15 protein-coding genes are annotated in these 17,443 nt (G+C 24.4%); 11 read left to right on the forward strand and 4 right to left on the reverse strand.

Translation table 11 applies throughout. The features are described 5' to 3' along the window. Positions 1-83 precede the first annotated feature (83 nt). The gene (mutS, locus tag BUMPG002_RS02185) at positions 84-2,495 is read right to left on the reverse strand and encodes a DNA mismatch repair protein MutS (RefSeq protein ID WP_025369056.1); all 2,412 of its coding nucleotides are present in this window, start codon (positions 2,493-2,495) and stop codon (positions 84-86) included. Between the two features lie 176 nt (positions 2,496-2,671). Here mutS and BUMPG002_RS02190 point away from each other — a divergent pair, with 176 nt between their 5' ends. Then, positions 2,672-3,310: a DsbA family protein gene (locus BUMPG002_RS02190; protein WP_025369057.1), complete on the forward strand. Its 639-nt coding sequence runs from the start codon at positions 2,672-2,674 to the stop codon at positions 3,308-3,310. 168 nt (positions 3,311-3,478) lie between these two features. Then, positions 3,479-4,354, forward strand: a complete 876-nt coding sequence (locus BUMPG002_RS02195) for a 5'-3' exonuclease (protein WP_025369058.1) — start codon at positions 3,479-3,481, stop codon at positions 4,352-4,354. A 5-nt stretch (positions 4,355-4,359) separates the two neighbouring features. Here BUMPG002_RS02195 and yihA read toward each other — a convergent pair whose 3' ends face one another. Next, the gene (yihA, locus tag BUMPG002_RS02200) at positions 4,360-4,971 is read right to left on the reverse strand and encodes a ribosome biogenesis GTP-binding protein YihA/YsxC (RefSeq protein WP_025369059.1); all 612 of its coding nucleotides are present in this window, start codon (positions 4,969-4,971) and stop codon (positions 4,360-4,362) included. A 170-nt stretch (positions 4,972-5,141) separates the two neighbouring features. Between yihA and typA the strand changes: the two genes are divergently transcribed. Beyond that, the gene (gene typA / locus BUMPG002_RS02205; RefSeq protein WP_025369060.1) at positions 5,142-6,962 is read left to right on the forward strand and encodes a translational GTPase TypA; all 1,821 of its coding nucleotides are present in this window, start codon (positions 5,142-5,144) and stop codon (positions 6,960-6,962) included. 113 nt (positions 6,963-7,075) lie between these two features. Here the strand turns inward: typA and gmk are convergent, their stop codons facing one another. Next, complete coding sequence (gene gmk / locus BUMPG002_RS02210) at positions 7,076-7,699, reverse strand: guanylate kinase (RefSeq protein ID WP_025369061.1); 624 nt, start codon at positions 7,697-7,699, stop codon at positions 7,076-7,078. 70 nt (positions 7,700-7,769) lie between these two features. After that, complete coding sequence (ygfZ, locus tag BUMPG002_RS02215) at positions 7,770-8,735, reverse strand: tRNA-modifying protein YgfZ (RefSeq protein WP_025369062.1); 966 nt, start codon at positions 8,733-8,735, stop codon at positions 7,770-7,772. Between the two features lie 124 nt (positions 8,736-8,859). On the opposite strand from ygfZ, the gene prfB reads away from it, so the two are divergent. From prfB to corC, 8 genes are all read left to right on the forward strand, one after another. After that, a protein-coding gene (gene prfB, locus BUMPG002_RS02220) for a peptide chain release factor 2 (RefSeq protein ID WP_143269453.1) occupies positions 8,860-9,958 on the forward strand; the annotation gives its coding sequence in 2 pieces (ribosomal slippage) (positions 8,860-8,934 and positions 8,936-9,958; 1,098 coding nt in all). A gap of 10 nt (positions 9,959-9,968) precedes the next feature. Continuing rightward, positions 9,969-11,486 (forward strand): lysine--tRNA ligase, encoded by a 1,518-nt coding sequence (lysS, locus tag BUMPG002_RS02225; protein ID WP_025369064.1) that lies wholly within the window; start codon positions 9,969-9,971, stop codon positions 11,484-11,486. Between the two features lie 74 nt (positions 11,487-11,560). Beyond that, positions 11,561-12,808, forward strand: coding sequence for a diaminopimelate decarboxylase (lysA, locus tag BUMPG002_RS02230; RefSeq protein ID WP_025369065.1), 1,248 nt, complete (start codon positions 11,561-11,563; stop codon positions 12,806-12,808). 73 nt (positions 12,809-12,881) lie between these two features. Continuing rightward, the gene (gene lgt, locus BUMPG002_RS02235; RefSeq protein WP_025369066.1) at positions 12,882-13,778 is read left to right on the forward strand and encodes a prolipoprotein diacylglyceryl transferase; all 897 of its coding nucleotides are present in this window, start codon (positions 12,882-12,884) and stop codon (positions 13,776-13,778) included. Next, entirely contained in the window at positions 13,741-14,535 is a 795-nt protein-coding gene (gene thyA, locus BUMPG002_RS02240; protein WP_025369067.1) for a thymidylate synthase, read from the forward strand. Before lgt ends, thyA begins: the two co-directional genes overlap by 38 nt. Before the next feature lie 60 nt (positions 14,536-14,595). Further along, positions 14,596-15,915: a tRNA (N6-isopentenyl adenosine(37)-C2)-methylthiotransferase MiaB gene (miaB, locus tag BUMPG002_RS02245; protein ID WP_025369068.1), complete on the forward strand. Its 1,320-nt coding sequence runs from the start codon at positions 14,596-14,598 to the stop codon at positions 15,913-15,915. 18 nt (positions 15,916-15,933) lie between these two features. Beyond that, positions 15,934-16,389, forward strand: coding sequence for an rRNA maturation RNase YbeY (gene ybeY, locus BUMPG002_RS02250; protein ID WP_025369069.1), 456 nt, complete (start codon positions 15,934-15,936; stop codon positions 16,387-16,389). A gap of 85 nt (positions 16,390-16,474) precedes the next feature. Continuing rightward, positions 16,475-17,353 (forward strand): CNNM family magnesium/cobalt transport protein CorC, encoded by an 879-nt coding sequence (gene corC / locus BUMPG002_RS02255; RefSeq protein ID WP_025369070.1) that lies wholly within the window; start codon positions 16,475-16,477, stop codon positions 17,351-17,353. Positions 17,354-17,443 lie beyond the last annotated feature (90 nt).

The raw sequence follows: 17,443 nt of genomic DNA on the forward strand, positions 1-17,443 counted from the left end.
CAAATTTCATTGAAATTAAAACAACTAAATTTATGAATAAAAACATAATTTATGCAAAAATGATTCATTTATTTCAAACAAAATTATATATTTTCTAAATCTATTAATTTTTCTTTTGCATGTTGAATAACAATATCAGGTAGTCCAGATAATGATGCTACTGATATACCATAACTTTTCCTTGAAATACCAGGTTTTATTTTATATAAAAAAGCTATATGTAAATGACTTTCTACAGCGGTGAAATGAAAATTTTTTACGGAATTATTTTTTAATTCTAATTTTGTTAATTCAAAAAAATGAGTAGATAATAATGTCATAGATTTAATTTTATCAATTAAATATTGCGAACATGACCAAGCTAAAGATAATCCTTCATTCATTGAAGTTCCTCTTCCCAATTCGTCTATTAAAACAAGACTATGAGATGTTGCATTATTAAGAATATTAGAAATTTCTGTCATTTCCATCATAAATGTTGAACACCCGTTGCTTAAATCATCTCCAGCACCGATTCTTGTAAAAATCTTATCAATAATACCAATTAAAGCAAATTTAGCAGGAACAAAACTACCTACCCAAGCCATAATTACAATAAGAGCAATTTGACGCATATAAGTACTTTTTCCACCCATATTTGGTCCTGTGATAATGAGCATCCTTTGTTTTTTTGATAAAACAACAGAATTATTTATAAACGGTGTTTTTAAAAAATATTCAACAACTGGATGGCGACTATCTAATAAAGAAATACCATATTTTTTAGTCATAATAGGACATACATAATTTAAAGATACAGCACGTTCTGATAAATTTGATAATACATCTAATTCTGATAATGCTGATGCACTATCTTTTAATTGTTCTAAAAAAGGCTCTATAATATCAAAGATTTCTTCATATAGTTTTTTTTCTAGTAATAATGATTGGATAACTGAATTTGAAACTTTTTCTTCATGTTGTTTTAAAAAAGAAACGCTATAACGTTCAGTATTTTTTAACGTTTGTATTCTTGTATAATGTTCTGGAATTAAATGAGCATGACGTTTATTAACTTGAATATAATATCCGATAATATGATTAAATCTAATTTTAAATGATTCAATCATCAATTTTCTTTTTTCCTGATATTCAAAATTTTTTATATAATCTATAGAATTTATTTTTATATTTCTCAAATCATCTAGCTGAACATTGTAATTTGAAGCTATTACACCTCCATCTCGGATAGATTTCGATGCATTGATGCTAATAGATTTATTTAATAAAATTAAAATTTCATCAAATGACCCAATAGATAAACGTATGTTTTTAATATGTTTAAATTTTATTTTTTTTAAAATTACATGTAATTTTGGTAAAATTTTTAATGTAGAACGCATTCTTATAAAATCATGAGGTGAGGCAGTACGCAAAGCTAAACGAGAATAAATTCTTTCTAAATCGTTTATTTGTCTTAAAATAGGTTGCAATTCTTTATAAAATAACTTTAAAATTTTTACACTTTCATGACGATTTTTTACAATCTTAAAATTTTTTAATGGTGAATGTAACCAACGATTTAACATCCTACTACCCATAGATGTAACTGTTTTATTTAATATAGAAGATAAAGTATTTTTAGTTTCTCCGAAAATATTTCGAGTAATTTCGAGACTTTTCCGAGTATTAACATTCATTGAAATATTCTCTTCTATATAATTATTTTTTATATTTCGAATGTGAGGCAAGATAGTCATATGCATTAATTTAACATATTGAAGTAAGCATCCTGCTGGACGTATTATAAAGTCATCTTTTTCTATTCCGAAACCTTTTAAAGTATGAGTTTTAAACTGTAAATTAAGTAAATTATATGAATTAGTTAAATCAAATTCTGATAATAAACGTTGACGAGTACATTTTCTATTTTCAATTAGAAAAAAATCGGAAAAATTTTCTGGATAAAGTATTTCTTTAGGATTTGTGCGTTCAATTTCTGCAAGTATAGAAGTAATGCTGAAATGTTTAGATACACCAAAAAAACCTAAAGAAATATCTAAAACAGCATATCCAAATTGATTATTTTCTTTCCAAATAGAAGCTATAAAATTATCTTCATTTTCTTCTAGAAATGCTTCATCTGTAATAGTACCAGGAGTGATTACACGTACTACTTTACGAGTGATTAACTTATTTTTTTTTAATTGATTTTCTTTTATTTGATCACATACTGCAATAGATTCACCTAACTTAACAAGTTTTGATAAATAATATTCAGCTGTATGACACGGTATCCCTGCCATAGGTATAATATTATTATTTGAATATCCTTTTTTTGTTAAAGTAATTTTTAACAATTTTGAAATACGTTCTGCATCGTCATAAAATAACTCATAAAAATCACCCATCTGATAAAAAAGCAACATATCAGGATATTGCAATTTTAAAGATAAATACTGTTTTATCATGGGGGTATGATTGTTTAATTGAGTATCAATATTTATTTTTTTTATCATAATATGCAATCCATATTTTTTATTTATATAAAAAAACTTTTAAAACTTATATAATACATTATATAAAATATATACATATAGAATTCTATTATTGATATATTATTTAAAATAATACTGTTCTTCTTTAAGAACTGATATTATAAAATCAACAAAAAATAAAATATAGGTGAAAAATGAAAAAAATATTTATTATTTTATGGAGTATCTTTTTTTCTTATCATGCTTTATGTTGTGAATTTAGTAATAAAACTAATAAAAAAGAATATACTATCAAAAATAAAAATATAACTAATATTCCTAATATAACGGAATTTTTTTCATTTTTTTGTCCATATTGTTATGAACTTAAAAAAAAATATAATATAAAAAAATTAATAAAAAAAAAGATCAACAAGAACATAAAAATAAAAACGTATCATGTAAATTTTTTAGGAGGAAAATTTAGTCATATTCTAACAAAATCTTGGATAATAGCACAAAAAATTGGAATTGAAGAAAAAATTATGCTACCTCTTTTTGAAGGTATACAAAAAAATCATACTATTCAAGATCTGGATAGTATAAAAAAATTATTTAAAAAAGAAGCTGGAATTAATGAAAATCAATTTAATAGTTTTTGGAATAGTTTAACATTGAATATATTAGTTCAAAAAAAAAACGAAGATATTAAAAAATATCAATTAAATTATGTTCCAACTATGCTTATTAATCGAAAATATATAATTGATTATTCTGTATTACAAAATCGATTTCAAGATAATTTTGCCAAAAAATGTATTGAATTAATTAAATTTTTAATTAATAAAAACTAAATTTAGTATAAATATTATCATGCATCATAAAATTAAATATGTTTATAAAAGAATCAAAAGAACATTCATGTATTTTTTAATAAAATATTGATATTAGTGCATTTTTTAAAATATTATAGTGAATTTAAATCTATATTCTTTCAATATATAAATGTATAAAGAGATAACATGCAACAAATCAAAAAAAATCCAATTATTATTATCGATGGAACATTATATTTATATTATTATTATTATGGATTTCCTTATTTTAAAAGTCATTTAGAAACACCATCAGGTGCAATATATGGTATATTGAAAATGATGAATAACCTTTTTCAAAAATATCATAATTCGAAAAAATTTATTATTATATTTGATTCTTTTAAAAAAACTTTTAGAAATAAATTATTTCCAGAATATAAAAAAAATAGATCTCCGATGCCCAATGCACTATTTCTTCAAATTAAACCTCTTTTTGAAATACTTAAAAATATTGGCATTAAAACATTAACAATTCCAGGTGTAGAAGCAGACGATATTATTGGTAGTTTAGCATGTAAACTAGAAAAAGAAGGAGAAAAAATATTAATCATCAGTCACGATAAAGATATGCTTCAACTTGTAACAAATAATATTAGCATACTACATAAGAAAAATAATTGTATTATTACACCAGAAAAAATACAAGAACAATATGGAATTAAACCTAAAGAATTCATTGATTTTTTAGCTTTAATGGGTGATACTTCAGATAATATTCCAGGAGTCCCTAAAATTGGAATAAAAACAGCATTATTTTTACTAAAAAAATTTTCTAATATTAAAAATATTTACTATAATCTTGAAAAAATACCATTTTTAGCATTTCGTAATGCTAAAAATATTGCAATACAATTAAAAAATAATAAAGAAACAGCTTTTCTATCATATCAATTAGCAAGAATCAAAATAAATATTCCTATTAAAATAACTTCAAAAGATATGTTTTTAAAGAAAAACTGTTATCAAAATTTATTCGATTTTTTAAAAAAATATAATTCCTACGGACAAAAAAAATTTTAACTTATTTAATTTAAAAAATATTTATCATACCAATGATTTAATTTTAATTGTAATTTTTTAATACCTATTTTTTTATAAGCTGAAAATAACTCAATTTGGAAAGAATCTGATAGTGATTTCAATTCTTCATATACTTTTTTAAATTGTATTTTTTGTTCATTAATGATTAACTTATCACATTTAGTTAAAAGAACTAACATAGAAATCTTATGATGTATTGCTATATGAATTATTTTTTGATCAAGTTTTTTTAAAGGACGTCTAATATCCATTAATAATACTAAACTTCTAAGCTGCTGCCGTTGTTCTAAATAATTATATACTCTTTTTTGCCATTTTTTTTTGATCAATACAGGTGCATTGGCATAACCATATCCAGGTAAATCAACTATTCTAAAACCTGGTACTACCTCAAAAAAATTAATTAACTGAGTTCTCCCTGGAGTTTTGCTAAAACGAGCTAATTTTTTTTGATTGGTCAATGAGTTAATAGCACTAGATTTTCCTGAGTTAGAATAACCAATAAATCCAATTTCAATTCCATTTTGAAATTCTATTTCATCTATTTGAGAATAACTTTTAAAAAATTTTGTTTTATTATAATTCAATGAATTCAAAATTTAATCCTGATTGTTAGAAATATAAAAAAATATTCAAAAAAAATGAATTAATTTTTTAAAGTTTTTATATTATAAAAATATTTCCTCAATAATTCATCTTTTCTAATCATTCTATCTTATAACAGTCTATAATATATCTTTTATTTATTATTTTAAAGAGAGAAAAAATGCATAAAAACATAAGAAACATTGCCATTATAGCACATGTTGATCATGGAAAAACTACATTACTTGATCAACTATTACAACAATCAGGAACTTTTCAAGAACATGAAGAAAGAACTGAACGAATCATGGATTCTAATGATTTAGAGAAAGAGCGAGGCATTACAATTTTATCTAAAAATACTTCTATTAAATGGAGAAACTATAAGATTAATATAGTTGATACACCTGGTCATGCAGATTTTGGAGGAGAAGTAGAACGTGTAATGTCTATGGTGGATTCAGTTTTACTAGTCGTCGATGCCTTAGATGGACCAATGCCACAGACACGATTTGTTACTAAAAAAGCATTTAAATATGGTCTGAATCCTATCGTTGTTATTAATAAAGTTGATAGAAAAAATGCTCGTCCTGATTGGGTAGTAGACCAAGTATTTGATCTTTTTGTTAATCTTAATGCAAATGACCAACAATTAGATTTTCCTATAATATATACTTCTGCTATTCTTGGAACTTCTGGAACAGACTATCTCAATATGCAAAAAAATATGATTCCATTATATGAATCTATTATTAAATATGTTCCTGTTCCTGATGTCGATCCTAATAGAAAATTTCAAATGCAAATTTCCCAACTTGATTATAATAATTATTTAGGAGTCATAGGCGTTGGTCGCATTAAACAGGGTTTTATTAAACCTAATGATTCAGTAGCTATTATTGATAATTTCGGAAAACACCGTCATGGAAAGATTAATAAAGTTTTACATTATTTTGGTTTAAAAAGAACAGAAATAAATAAAGGAGAAGCAGGAGATATTATTGCTATTACTGGAATTGATAAACTAAATATTTCTGATACAATTTGTCATCCAGATAATTTAAAACCATTACCAGTATTAAGTATTGATGAACCAACTGTAAATATGTTTTTTTCAGTTAATACTTCACCTTTTTCAGGAAAAGAAGGTAAATATATTACCTCTCGTCAAATTTTAGACCGATTAAAAAAAGAAATTATACACAATGTTGCTCTACAAGTAAAAGAAACAAAAGATGCAAATATTTTTTCTGTATCTGGACGCGGTGAATTACATCTATCTATATTAATTGAAAACATGCGTCGTGAAGGATTTGAATTAGAAGTTTCTCGTCCGAAAATAATTTTTCGTGAAATAAATGGAATTAAAAAAGAACCTTTTGAAAATGTCACTCTAGATATTGAAGATAAACATCAAGGAAGTATTATGCAATTTATAGGAACAAGAAAAGGTGAATTAAAAAATATGACTATGGATGGAAAGGGAAGAGTTCGTCTAGAATATATATTATCTAGTAGAGCACTAATTGGTTTTCGTACAGAATTTATGAGTATAACTTCTGGAACAGGATTATGTTATTCATCTTTTCAAAAATATAACGATATTCAAAATAACAATATTGGACAGAGAAAAAATGGAGTCTTAATATCTAATAGTATGGGTATGGCAGTTGGTTTTGCTTTATTTAATTTACAAGAAAGAGGAAAATTATTTATAGGACATGGTATACAAGTATATGAAGGACAAATCATAGGTCTTCATAATCGTTCTAATGATTTAACAGTAAATTGTTTAACAGGTAAAAAATTAACTAATATGAGAGCTTCTGGAACTGATGAAGCAATAGTTTTAACCACACCTGTTCATTTTACCTTAGAAGAAGCACTAGGTTTTATTAATGATGATGAACTTGTAGAAGTTACACCTTCTTCTATACGTTTACGAAAACGTTACTTAAAAGAAAATGAAAGAAAAAGAGCCAATCGAAATAAAAATATTTAATCAGAAGCATTAAATATAAAATGCCTTATGTAATATACATAATTATATAATTCTATTGACTCAATAGAATTATATAAAATATATATTTATATATGTTTTATTTTTTTCAATAATCAAGGTTTTAATAAATTAGAAATTAATATATGAAATTTATTTTTTTGATGAGATAAACATAAATGTTCAGCAGAAATAATAGTTTTTAAATAATCTATTGATTTTTTAAAATCATCATTAATAATTAGATAATCATATTCTGAATAATGTTTCATCTCATCTACTGCTTTTTCCATTCTTTTTGCAATAACAACTTCGCTATCTTGACCTCTTTCTTTTAATCTCTTATATAATGTATCTTTAGATGGTGGTAATAAAAAAATACTTTTTGATTCAGGCATTTTGTCTCGAATTTGTTTAGCTCCTTGCCAATCAATATCAAGAAATACATCTTTACCAGAAAGTAACATTTCTTCAATAAATTGACGTGAAGTTCCATAAAAATTACTAAAAACTTTAGCATGCTCTAAAAAACATTCCTCTTTAATCATTTTCTGAAATTTTTTTTGCGATATAAAATAATAATGTTTTCCATGTAATTCACCCGGTCTTATGATTCGAGTAGTATGAGAAATAGATACTTGAATATTATATAAAGGTTTTAATTTCAATAATCCTTGAATTAAACTTGATTTACCAGTTCCACTTGGTGCTGAAATAATAAAAAGAATACCTCGAGACATGATTTTTTAAAAAAATAGTATAAGCTGAAATTTAAAAAAAATATTTTTATATATTTATATATAAAAATTTTTAATTTTTATCTTTTATTAAAAATATATTTTTATATCCATATATTCTAAATAAATTATTTATATTAATAGATTTATACAATACTGCCTGTATCCATGTTTCTTTAGATTTAATTTTTACTATAGACAATAAAAAACCAATTTTACACCATTTATAATCTATATAAGTTTCAATAATAGAACCTATTTTCGGGGAAATACTTCCTTGACTAGTTAAAGAACATAAAAAACGTTTATTTAAATTTTTAAAATAAATTCGTGCTATTGTTTCCTGTCCATAATAACACCCTTTTTTAAAACTGATAGCTTTAAGTCTTTCTAAATTAATTGCTAATGGTGTAAATTTTTTAGAAGATTGTTCATCAATAATAGGAAAATTTGCTTCAATATCTAATGACAACCACTGTTTACTATTATTAAAAAATATTTTTTCATTTATATTTTTTTTAAATAATAGAAAATCTGATAAATTTAAAATTAATAGAAATCTTTCTAATGGTTCTGAAAACCATAGTATAACTTTTTTATTTTCATAAACTATAAGATGATTTTGGTCTGGTAATTTTTTAAAAAATTTTAATAAGAATAATCTAGAATTTGATCCTGCAATGCCAATTAAATAAATATTATTTAATTGATTAATATCTATTTTTGAAAATATAGAATATTTCTTTAATTCAATTATTTGAATCATGGAAACGCTTTTTCTTTGAATATAGGCATAGCCTTTATTATAGTGGAATAAACGCATAGTACTCCATACTTTTCCATTGAAATTACAATGTGCACAAAGTATATGATCGTTTTGAGATAATAAATTCATATCAATTGTTAATTGATTTTGCAAATATTTCTTACTATCAAGACCTTCTATATAAACAAAAGACCATTCTTCAAGTAATATCATAGTTAATGATAATTCATTTGAAGGATAAATAATATTTTGTACAGATATAAATGATGACATTGTTTTTTCCTAATATAAAAGAATAGTTTTTATAAATAAAAAATAAATTTATCTATGCAATTAAATATATATAATAAAATAATAATTAAATTTCATACTTAATCAACAGAAGAACTATTCCATTATGCTAGAAACAAACATAATTAAAAATCAAATTAATAATTTACAAGAGCGAATAAAAGATCTAAAGAGGTATCTTTGACTATAATAAAAAAAAAACGCGTATTTCAGAAATTAATTTAGAATTATTATCGCCTATAATATGGAATAAAAAAATACTTTTAAAAAACTTGAATAAAGAAAAATATTTTCTAGAATTAATAATTAAGAATATTAATGAAATAGAAAAAAACATAAAAGAAGTAATTATCTTTTTAGAATTAGCAATAGAAACATCAGATAATATCTTATTACAAGATACTATTATAGAAATAAAAAAAATAGAAGGAAAAGTTAAAAAACTTGAATTTTATCGTATGTTTTCAAAAAAAAATGACATCTGCAATTGTTATATCGATATACAATCTGGTTCCGGAGGAACAGAAGCGCAAGATTGGTCTAAAATACTACTTAGAATGTATTTAAGATGGGCTGATAAAAAAGGTTTTCAAACAGAAATTATTCACGAATCTGTAGGAGAAATAGTTGGTATTAAGTCTGCTACAATTAAAGTTTCTGGTGAATATGCTTTCGGATGGTTAAGAACAGAAACCGGAATACATCGTTTAATTAGAAAAAGTCCTTTTGATTCAGGTAATAGACGTCACACTTCTTTTAGTTCTATTTTTATCTATCCAGATATCGATGATAAAATACATATAAATGTTAATTCTTCCGATCTCAGAATAGATGTTTATAGAGCTTCAGGTGCTGGAGGTCAACATGTTAATCGAACTGAATCAGCTGTTCGTATTACTCATTTACCTACTAATATCGTTACTCAATGTCAAAGTAATCGATCTCAACATAAAAACAAAGAACAAGCAATGCAGCAAATGAAATCAAAATTATATGATATGAAAATGAGAAATAAAAAGAAAGAAAAACAAAAACTAGAAGAAAATAAATCAGATATTACGTGGGGAAATCAAATACGTTCATATATATTAGATAATTCAAAAGTAAAAGATCTTCGTACCGGTATTGAAAAAAATCATGTTCAATCTGTCTTAAACGGTGATTTAGATGATTTTATTGAACAAAGTTTAATAATTGGATTATAAAGGATTAAATATGTTAGAAAAAAACAATAATAACCAATATAGTGATATTGAAAACAATGAAAAAATAATAAGAAAAACAAAACTAATAAATATGAAAAAAACCGGTTTTTCTTTTCCTAATAATTTTAAAAAAAAGACTACTATAGAAGAAATTAATCAAAAATATAAGCATAAAAATATTCATGAACTTGAAGCACTAAATATTACAGTCTCTATTGCTGGTCGTATGACACAAAGACGTATTATTGGTAAAGCGTCTTTTTTTACATTACAAGATATAGAAGGAAAAATACAAATTTATATAAAAGAAAAAAAAATATCATCTGAATTTTATCAAAATCATTTTAAAAAATGGGATATTGGAGACATTTTAAGTGTAATAGGTATATTATTTAAAACCAAAACAGGAGAATTATCTATTTACTGTCATACTTTAGAAATCTTGAATAAATCATTAAAACCTTTACCTAATAAATTTCATGGTTTATCTAATCAAGAAATACGCTATCGACAACGCTATTTAGATTTAATTAGTAATAAAAAATTATTTAGTGTTTTTAAAAATCGTTCTAACATTATTATGGCTATTCGAAATTTTATGATAGAAAATAATTTTTTAGAAGTCGAAACACCAATGTTACAAAATATTCCTGGTGGAGCAAATGCACGTCCTTTTATTACTTATCATAATGAAATTAAAACGAAAATGTATTTGAGAATAGCACCAGAATTATATTTAAAAAAATTAATCATTGGGGGTTTTGAGCGTATTTTTGAACTTAATAGAAATTTTCGTAACGAAGGTGTTTCTAGTCGTCATAATCCAGAGTTTACTATGATGGAAGCATATATTGCATATTCAAATTATAATGATATGATGCATTTAATAGAAAATCTTTTTAAAAATATTACAGAGTTACTTTTTAAAACGAATCAAATAATATATGACAAATATCATTTTGATTTTAGTCAACCTTTTCATAGATTAACTATGAAAAATGCTATTCTTAAATTTAATCCAACTATTATTTTATCTGACTTAGATGACACAAATAAAATAAAAAAAATTGCGAAATCTATAGGTATTACCATAAAAGAGTTTGCAGAAGATGGGGAAATAATTACTGAAATTTTTGAAAAAACAGTAGAGAAAAAATTAATCCAACCTACTTTTATTACTGAATATCCAGTAGAAGTTTCTCCATTAGCAAGACGTAATAATATTAATAAAAATGTTACTGATAGATTTGAGCTTTTTATAGCCGGATATGAAATAGCAAATGGATTTTCAGAACTTAATGATGTACAAGATCAAAAAAATAGATTTTTAAATCAAATGCATAAATCTCATAAACAAGAAGATAAAAATATATTTTATGATGAAGATTATATCGAAGCATTAAAATATGGTTTACCACCTACATCAGGCTTGGGAATTGGAATTGATCGTTTAATTATGATATTAACTAATCAAATTAGTATTCGTGATGTAATTTTATTCCCGACACTTCGTCCATCTAATAAATAATTTTTTATAAATTTAATATCAATTACAAAAAATAAAAAAAATAAATATTTTTATAAAAATTCATAGGAAATAAAATGTCATATATTCTGACTAATGCTAAAAAAAATATTAACATTAAAAATGTTAAATCTTTAATAAAAAAATATCAACCACCATTTTGGGTCTACGACGCTGATATTATTTATGAAAAAATAAAATTATTAAAAAATTTTGATGTAATTAGATTTGCCCAAAAATCTTGTTCAAACATTAATATATTACGTTTAATGAAAAATAAAAATTTGAAAATAGATGCTGTTTCTTTAGGAGAAATTGAACGAGCATTATCATCTGGATTTCAACCGAATACAGACGAAATAATATTTACTGCAGACATTTTAGATCAAGAAACTTTATCTAAAGTAATTAATTTTAATATACCAGTTAATGCTGGGTCTTTAGATATGTTAACACAATTAGGAAAATCTTCTCCTGGTCATCATGTATGGTTGCGCATCAATCCAGGATTTGGATATGGACATAGTAAAAAAACTAATACTGGAGGAGAAAACAGTAAACACGGAATTTGGGAGCCTAGACTAGCAATACCTATTATAAAAAAATATAAATTAAAATTAATAGGTTTACATATGCATATTGGTTCCGGAGTCAATTATATTCATTTAAAAAAAGTTTGCAAATCTATGGTTCAATATGCATTGCAACTAAATCAAAAAATATCATCGATTTCTGCTGGTGGCGGATTACCTATACCATATCAAATTGATGAAAAACCTATTGATATCAAAAAATACTTTATGTTATGGAATAATGCACGGAAAGAAATTTCTAGATTTCTAGATCAAAAAATTGAATTAGAAATTGAACCTGGAAGATTTTTAGTTGCAGAATCCGGAATTCTAATTTCAAAAGTTTGGTCTGTAAAGAAAATGGGCAAAAAAAATTTTATTTTAATTGATGTAGGATTCAATGATTTTATGAGACCTACCATGTACGGTAGTTATCATCATATATCGATTATTTCTGGAGACAATAGGGAAATCAATGAAAATGAAAAAATTGATACTGTGGTTGGAGGTCCTTTATGTGAATCAGGAGACATTTTTACACAAAAAGAAGGGGGAACTGTTCAAACTAGAAAACTACCAATTATAAAAGTAGGCGACTATTTAATTTTTCATGATACAGGTGCTTATGGTGCTTCTATGTCGTCTAATTATAACACCAGACCTCTTATTCCAGAAATACTATTAGAAAATAATAATTCTTTTGTTATCCGTAGACGTCAAAAAATAGAAGAAATATTAAATTTGGAAAAATAATATTTTTTCAAAAAAATATAATTAAATTAAAATAAAAAAATATTTTGTAATCAACAAGGATGCACGCCTAAATATGTACATCATTTTTCCTAATTTTAATCCTATTATTTTTTCTATTGGTTCTATATCTGCTCGTTGGTATGGATTTATGTATCTTATTAGTTTTTTATTCGCTATGTGGTATGGAAAGAAAAAAAATATTAAAAATGAGCAAAAATGGTATAAAAAAAAAATAGAAATATTGTTATATGCTATTTTTATAGGATCTTGTATTGGAGGTAGAATAGGATATATAATTTTCTATAATTTTTCATATTTTTCTAAAAATATATTATATTCTTTTCATGTATGGAAAGGAGGAATGTCATTTCATGGAGGATTAATAGGTGCAATAATCACAATGTTTTATTTCTCTCTGAAATATAATAAAAAAATATTAGAAATATCTGATTTTATAACTCCATTAGTACCTTTTGGTCTAGGTGCTGGAAGATTAGGAAATTTTATTAACAGCGAACTGTGGGGCCGTGTATCTACTAATTTCCCATATGCAATGATTTTTCCTAATTCGCAATATCAAGATTTAAAAATAGTTGAACAATACCCCCACCTACAACCATTATTAAATCAATATGGAGCCTTACCCCGTCATCCTTCACAATTATACGAATGTTTTTTAGAAGGAATAGTGTTGTTTTACATTATTTATTTTTTTACGAAAAAAGATAGACCTACAGGTAGTGTAAGTGGTTTATTCTTAATATCTTACGGTACTTTTAGAATTTTTATAGAGTTTTTTCGAGAACCTGATCCTCAAATAGGATTATTTAAAAACATAATAACAATGGGACAAATACTATCAATACCCATGGTTATTATCGGATGCATTATTATGTTTAAAGCTTTTTATCAAAAACGGAATGTTGAAAAAAATGAAACAATATCTTGCTTTAATAAAAAAAATAATTAAAATTGGAAATCCAAAAAAAGATCGTACTGGTACAGGCACTTTGTCTATTTTTGGTCATCATATGAAATTTAATTTAAAAAAAGGATTTCCTCTTGTTACCACAAAAAAATGTCATATTCCATCTATTATACACGAACTATTATGGTTTTTAAAAGGTGATACTAACATTAAATATCTTAATCAAAATAAAATATCTATCTGGAATAATTGGGCAGATGAACAAGGAGAAGTTGGTCCAATATATGGAAAACAATGGAGAAACTGGAATACATCAGAAAAAAACAAGATTGATCAAATTAAAAATATATTAATACAATTAAAAAAAGATCCAGATTCCCGTAGAATTTTAGTATCTAGTTGGAATGTTGGAGAAATTAACAAAATGAAATTACCACCTTGTCATATATTATTTCAGTTTTATGTTTTTAACAAAAAATTAAGTTGTCAACTTTACCAACGTTCTTGTGATGTATTTCTTGGATTACCTTTTAATATAGCTAGTTATGCAATACTTATTCATATGATAGCACAACAATGTGATTTAGAAGTTGGAGAATTTTTATGGACAGGAGGTGATGTCCATCTATATAATAATCACATTGAATTAGCAAAAAAACAAGTACTAAGATCTCCTAAAAAACTACCTAAATTAGTCATTATTCAAAAACCTCCGTCATTATTTCAATATTCTTTTCAAGATTTTAAAATTGTTGGATACACTCCTGATCCTGCCATTAAAGCAGCAATATCTATATAAAAAATCATATTAAATATAATATATTCATATATCAACTTAGGTTAAGTTTCTCTAATAAAAATGAAATACATATATATAAAAACTTGGGGCTGTCAAATGAATGAATATGATTCATCTTTAATGGCTTCTCTATTGCAAAAAAAAAATCAATATTTAATAACTCTAAATCCAGAACAAGCTGATATTTTAATATTAAATACTTGTTCTATAAGAGAAAAAGCTCAAGAAAAAGTTTTTCATCAACTTGGTAGATGGAGAAAAATAAAAAATAAAAATTCTGAAGTTATTATTGCTGTAGGAGGCTGTGTAGCTACTCAAGAAGGTGAAGAAATTTATAAAAGAGCGAATTACGTAGATATAATATTTGGAACTCAAACTTTACATAGATTACCTGAAATGATTTCTGAAGTAGAAAAAAAACGGAAATTATCTATAGATATTAGTTTTCCTAAATTAGAAAAATTCGACCATTCTCTAGAAATAAAAAAAACAGGATATACAGCTGCTATTTCTATTATGGAAGGATGTAATAAATATTGCTCTTTTTGTGTAGTACCATATACAAGAGGAAATGAAATTAGTAGACCATGTGATGATATTTTATTTGAAATATCAGTATTAGCTGAAAAAGGTGTAAGAGAAATCAACTTATTAGGTCAAAATGTAAATGCATATCAAGGTCCAACTTTTAATGGAAAAATTTGCTTTTTTTCAGAATTAATTAGATTAGTATCTGAAATAGACGGTATAGATAGAATTCGTTTTACTACTAGTAATCCTTTAGAATTCACAGATGATATTATTGAAGTTTATAAAGATACCCCAAAATTAGTCAGTTTTCTTCACCTTCCTGTACAAAGTGGTTCTAATCGAATACTTCATTTAATGAAACGCTCATATACAATAGAAGATTATCAATCTATTGTTGAAAAATTAATCATTGCTAGACCTAATATTCAAATTAGTTCTGATTTTATTGTAGGTTTTCCAGGAGAAACTGAAACAGATTTTCAACAAACTATGACATTTATTAAAAATATAAATTTTGATATGAGTTTTAGTTTTATATACTCTAATCGACCAGGCACACCTTCTTCTGAAATGGAAGATAATCTTGATTTAAAAGAGAAAAAAAAACGATTATATATTTTACAAAATCGTATTAATCTTCAGACAATGTTATGGAGTAGAAAAATGTTTCAAAGTATACAATCTATTTTAGTAGAAGGTGTATCTAATAAAAACGTTATGGAATTATATGGTCGAACAGAAAACAATAGAATTGTTACTTTTCACGGTTCACCTAAAATTATTGGACAGTTTGTTGATTTAAGAATTAAAAAAGTACACACGCACACATTAAAAGGTGAATTATTTTAAAAAAATTAAACAAAATATATGAAACATTTTATTATAAATCTGCAATATTGTTGTATCAGTAATAATTATATACCTAAAAAATTCCTTTTTAATAAATGGATAGGACAAATTCTAAATAAAAAAAAATATATAATAACAATTAGAATTGTAGATGAATTAGAAATTAAAAATTTAAATTTTATTTATAGAGGAGAAAATAAGGCAACGAATGTTTTATCATTTCCCTGCAATGAAAAGATCACAATTAATTATAAACTATTAGGAGATTTAGTATTATGTAAAACAATAATAGAAAAAGAAGCTGCTCAATATAATACAACGTTAGAATCACATTGGGCACATATGACAATACATGGAACTTTACATTTACTAGGATATGATCATAAAAATAATATAGAAGCATATAAGATGGAAAAAATGGAAAACAAAATAATGTTATCTTTAAAATATAAAGCACCATATGTTAAAAATTGATTAATCTTTCATAAAAAATATTTTAACTCATGCTGTTCTACCATAGAATAGAAAAATATATTTTCAAAATAGATAATTTAATACTATGAGTGATAATCATTCGCGAGACTGCGATAAAATAAATAGAAAAGGTTTTTTTTCTATTTTATTAAATCAAATCTTTCATGATGAACCTAAAAATAGAGAAGAACTATTAGTACTAATACGTGATTCAGAACAAAACGAATTAATTGATCAAGACACTTGTGATATGTTAGAAGGTGTTATGCATATTGCAAAAAAAAGAATTAAAGAAATTATGATTCCAAGAACACAAATGATAACATTAAAATTAAATTATAATTTAAACAAGTGTCTTGATATTATTATTGAATCTGCTCATTCGCGTTTTCCAGTAATGAGTAGCGATAAAAATTATGTAGAAGGATTTTTAATTGCTAAAGATTTATTACCTTTTATAAAAAATTCAAAAGATATATTTTGTATAAAAAATATACTACGGTCAGCTGTAGTAGTGCCAGAAAGCAAATATGTAGACAGGATGTTAAAAGAATTTCGTTCAAAAAGAAATCATATGGCAGTAGTAATAGACGAATTTGGTGCTGTTTCAGGTTTGGTTACCATAGAAGATATACTTGAATTAATTGTTGGAGAAATTGAAGATGAATATGATGATGAAGAAAAAATAAATATAAAAAAAATACAAAAATGTATTTTTTCTGTTAGAGCACTAACAGAAATAAAAGAATTTAATGATACTTTCAATACTAATTTTGAAGATAATGAAGTAGATACTATAGGAGGATTAGTTATGAAAGAGTTTGGTCATTTACCTAGCCGTGGTGAAAGTATTAATATTAATGGTTATTCTTTTAAAGTTTCTATAGCTGATAGTAGAAAAGTTATTCAAATACATGTCACTGTTCCAGAAAATAATATACCTGTTTTAGAAGAAAAAAAATAATATAAATTATTATGCATATTATTCTAATAATTTTAAAAAGTATATATAAATTAATTTAATTTAAATTTTCAATTATTTTAACAAATTAAA

Origin of the sequence: Buchnera aphidicola str. G002 (Myzus persicae) (assembly GCF_000521565.1) — a bacterium.
Taxonomy (GTDB): domain Bacteria; phylum Pseudomonadota; class Gammaproteobacteria; order Enterobacterales; family Enterobacteriaceae; genus Buchnera; species Buchnera aphidicola_C.

Bases quoted from the DNA above. Each gene is read 5' to 3' on its own strand.
- BUMPG002_RS02190 (WP_025369057.1), top strand. From the start codon at position 2,672: ATGAAAAAAATATTTATTATTTTATGGAGTATCTTTTTTTCTTATCAT.
- BUMPG002_RS02195 (WP_025369058.1), top strand. From the start codon at position 3,479: ATGCAACAAATCAAAAAAAATCCAATTATTATTATCGATGGAACATTA.
- typA (WP_025369060.1), top strand. From the start codon at position 5,142: ATGCATAAAAACATAAGAAACATTGCCATTATAGCACATGTTGATCAT.
- gmk (WP_025369061.1), bottom strand. From the start codon at position 7,699: ATGTCTCGAGGTATTCTTTTTATTATTTCAGCACCAAGTGGAACTGGT.
- ygfZ (WP_025369062.1), bottom strand. From the start codon at position 8,735: ATGTCATCATTTATATCTGTACAAAATATTATTTATCCTTCAAATGAA.
- lysS (WP_025369064.1), top strand. From the start codon at position 9,969: ATGTTAGAAAAAAACAATAATAACCAATATAGTGATATTGAAAACAAT.
- lysA (WP_025369065.1), top strand. From the start codon at position 11,561: ATGTCATATATTCTGACTAATGCTAAAAAAAATATTAACATTAAAAAT.
- lgt (WP_025369066.1), top strand. From the start codon at position 12,882: ATGTACATCATTTTTCCTAATTTTAATCCTATTATTTTTTCTATTGGT.
- thyA (WP_025369067.1), top strand. From the start codon at position 13,741: ATGAAACAATATCTTGCTTTAATAAAAAAAATAATTAAAATTGGAAAT.
- miaB (WP_025369068.1), top strand. From the start codon at position 14,596: ATGAAATACATATATATAAAAACTTGGGGCTGTCAAATGAATGAATAT.
- ybeY (WP_025369069.1), top strand. From the start codon at position 15,934: ATGAAACATTTTATTATAAATCTGCAATATTGTTGTATCAGTAATAAT.
- corC (WP_025369070.1), top strand. From the start codon at position 16,475: ATGAGTGATAATCATTCGCGAGACTGCGATAAAATAAATAGAAAAGGT.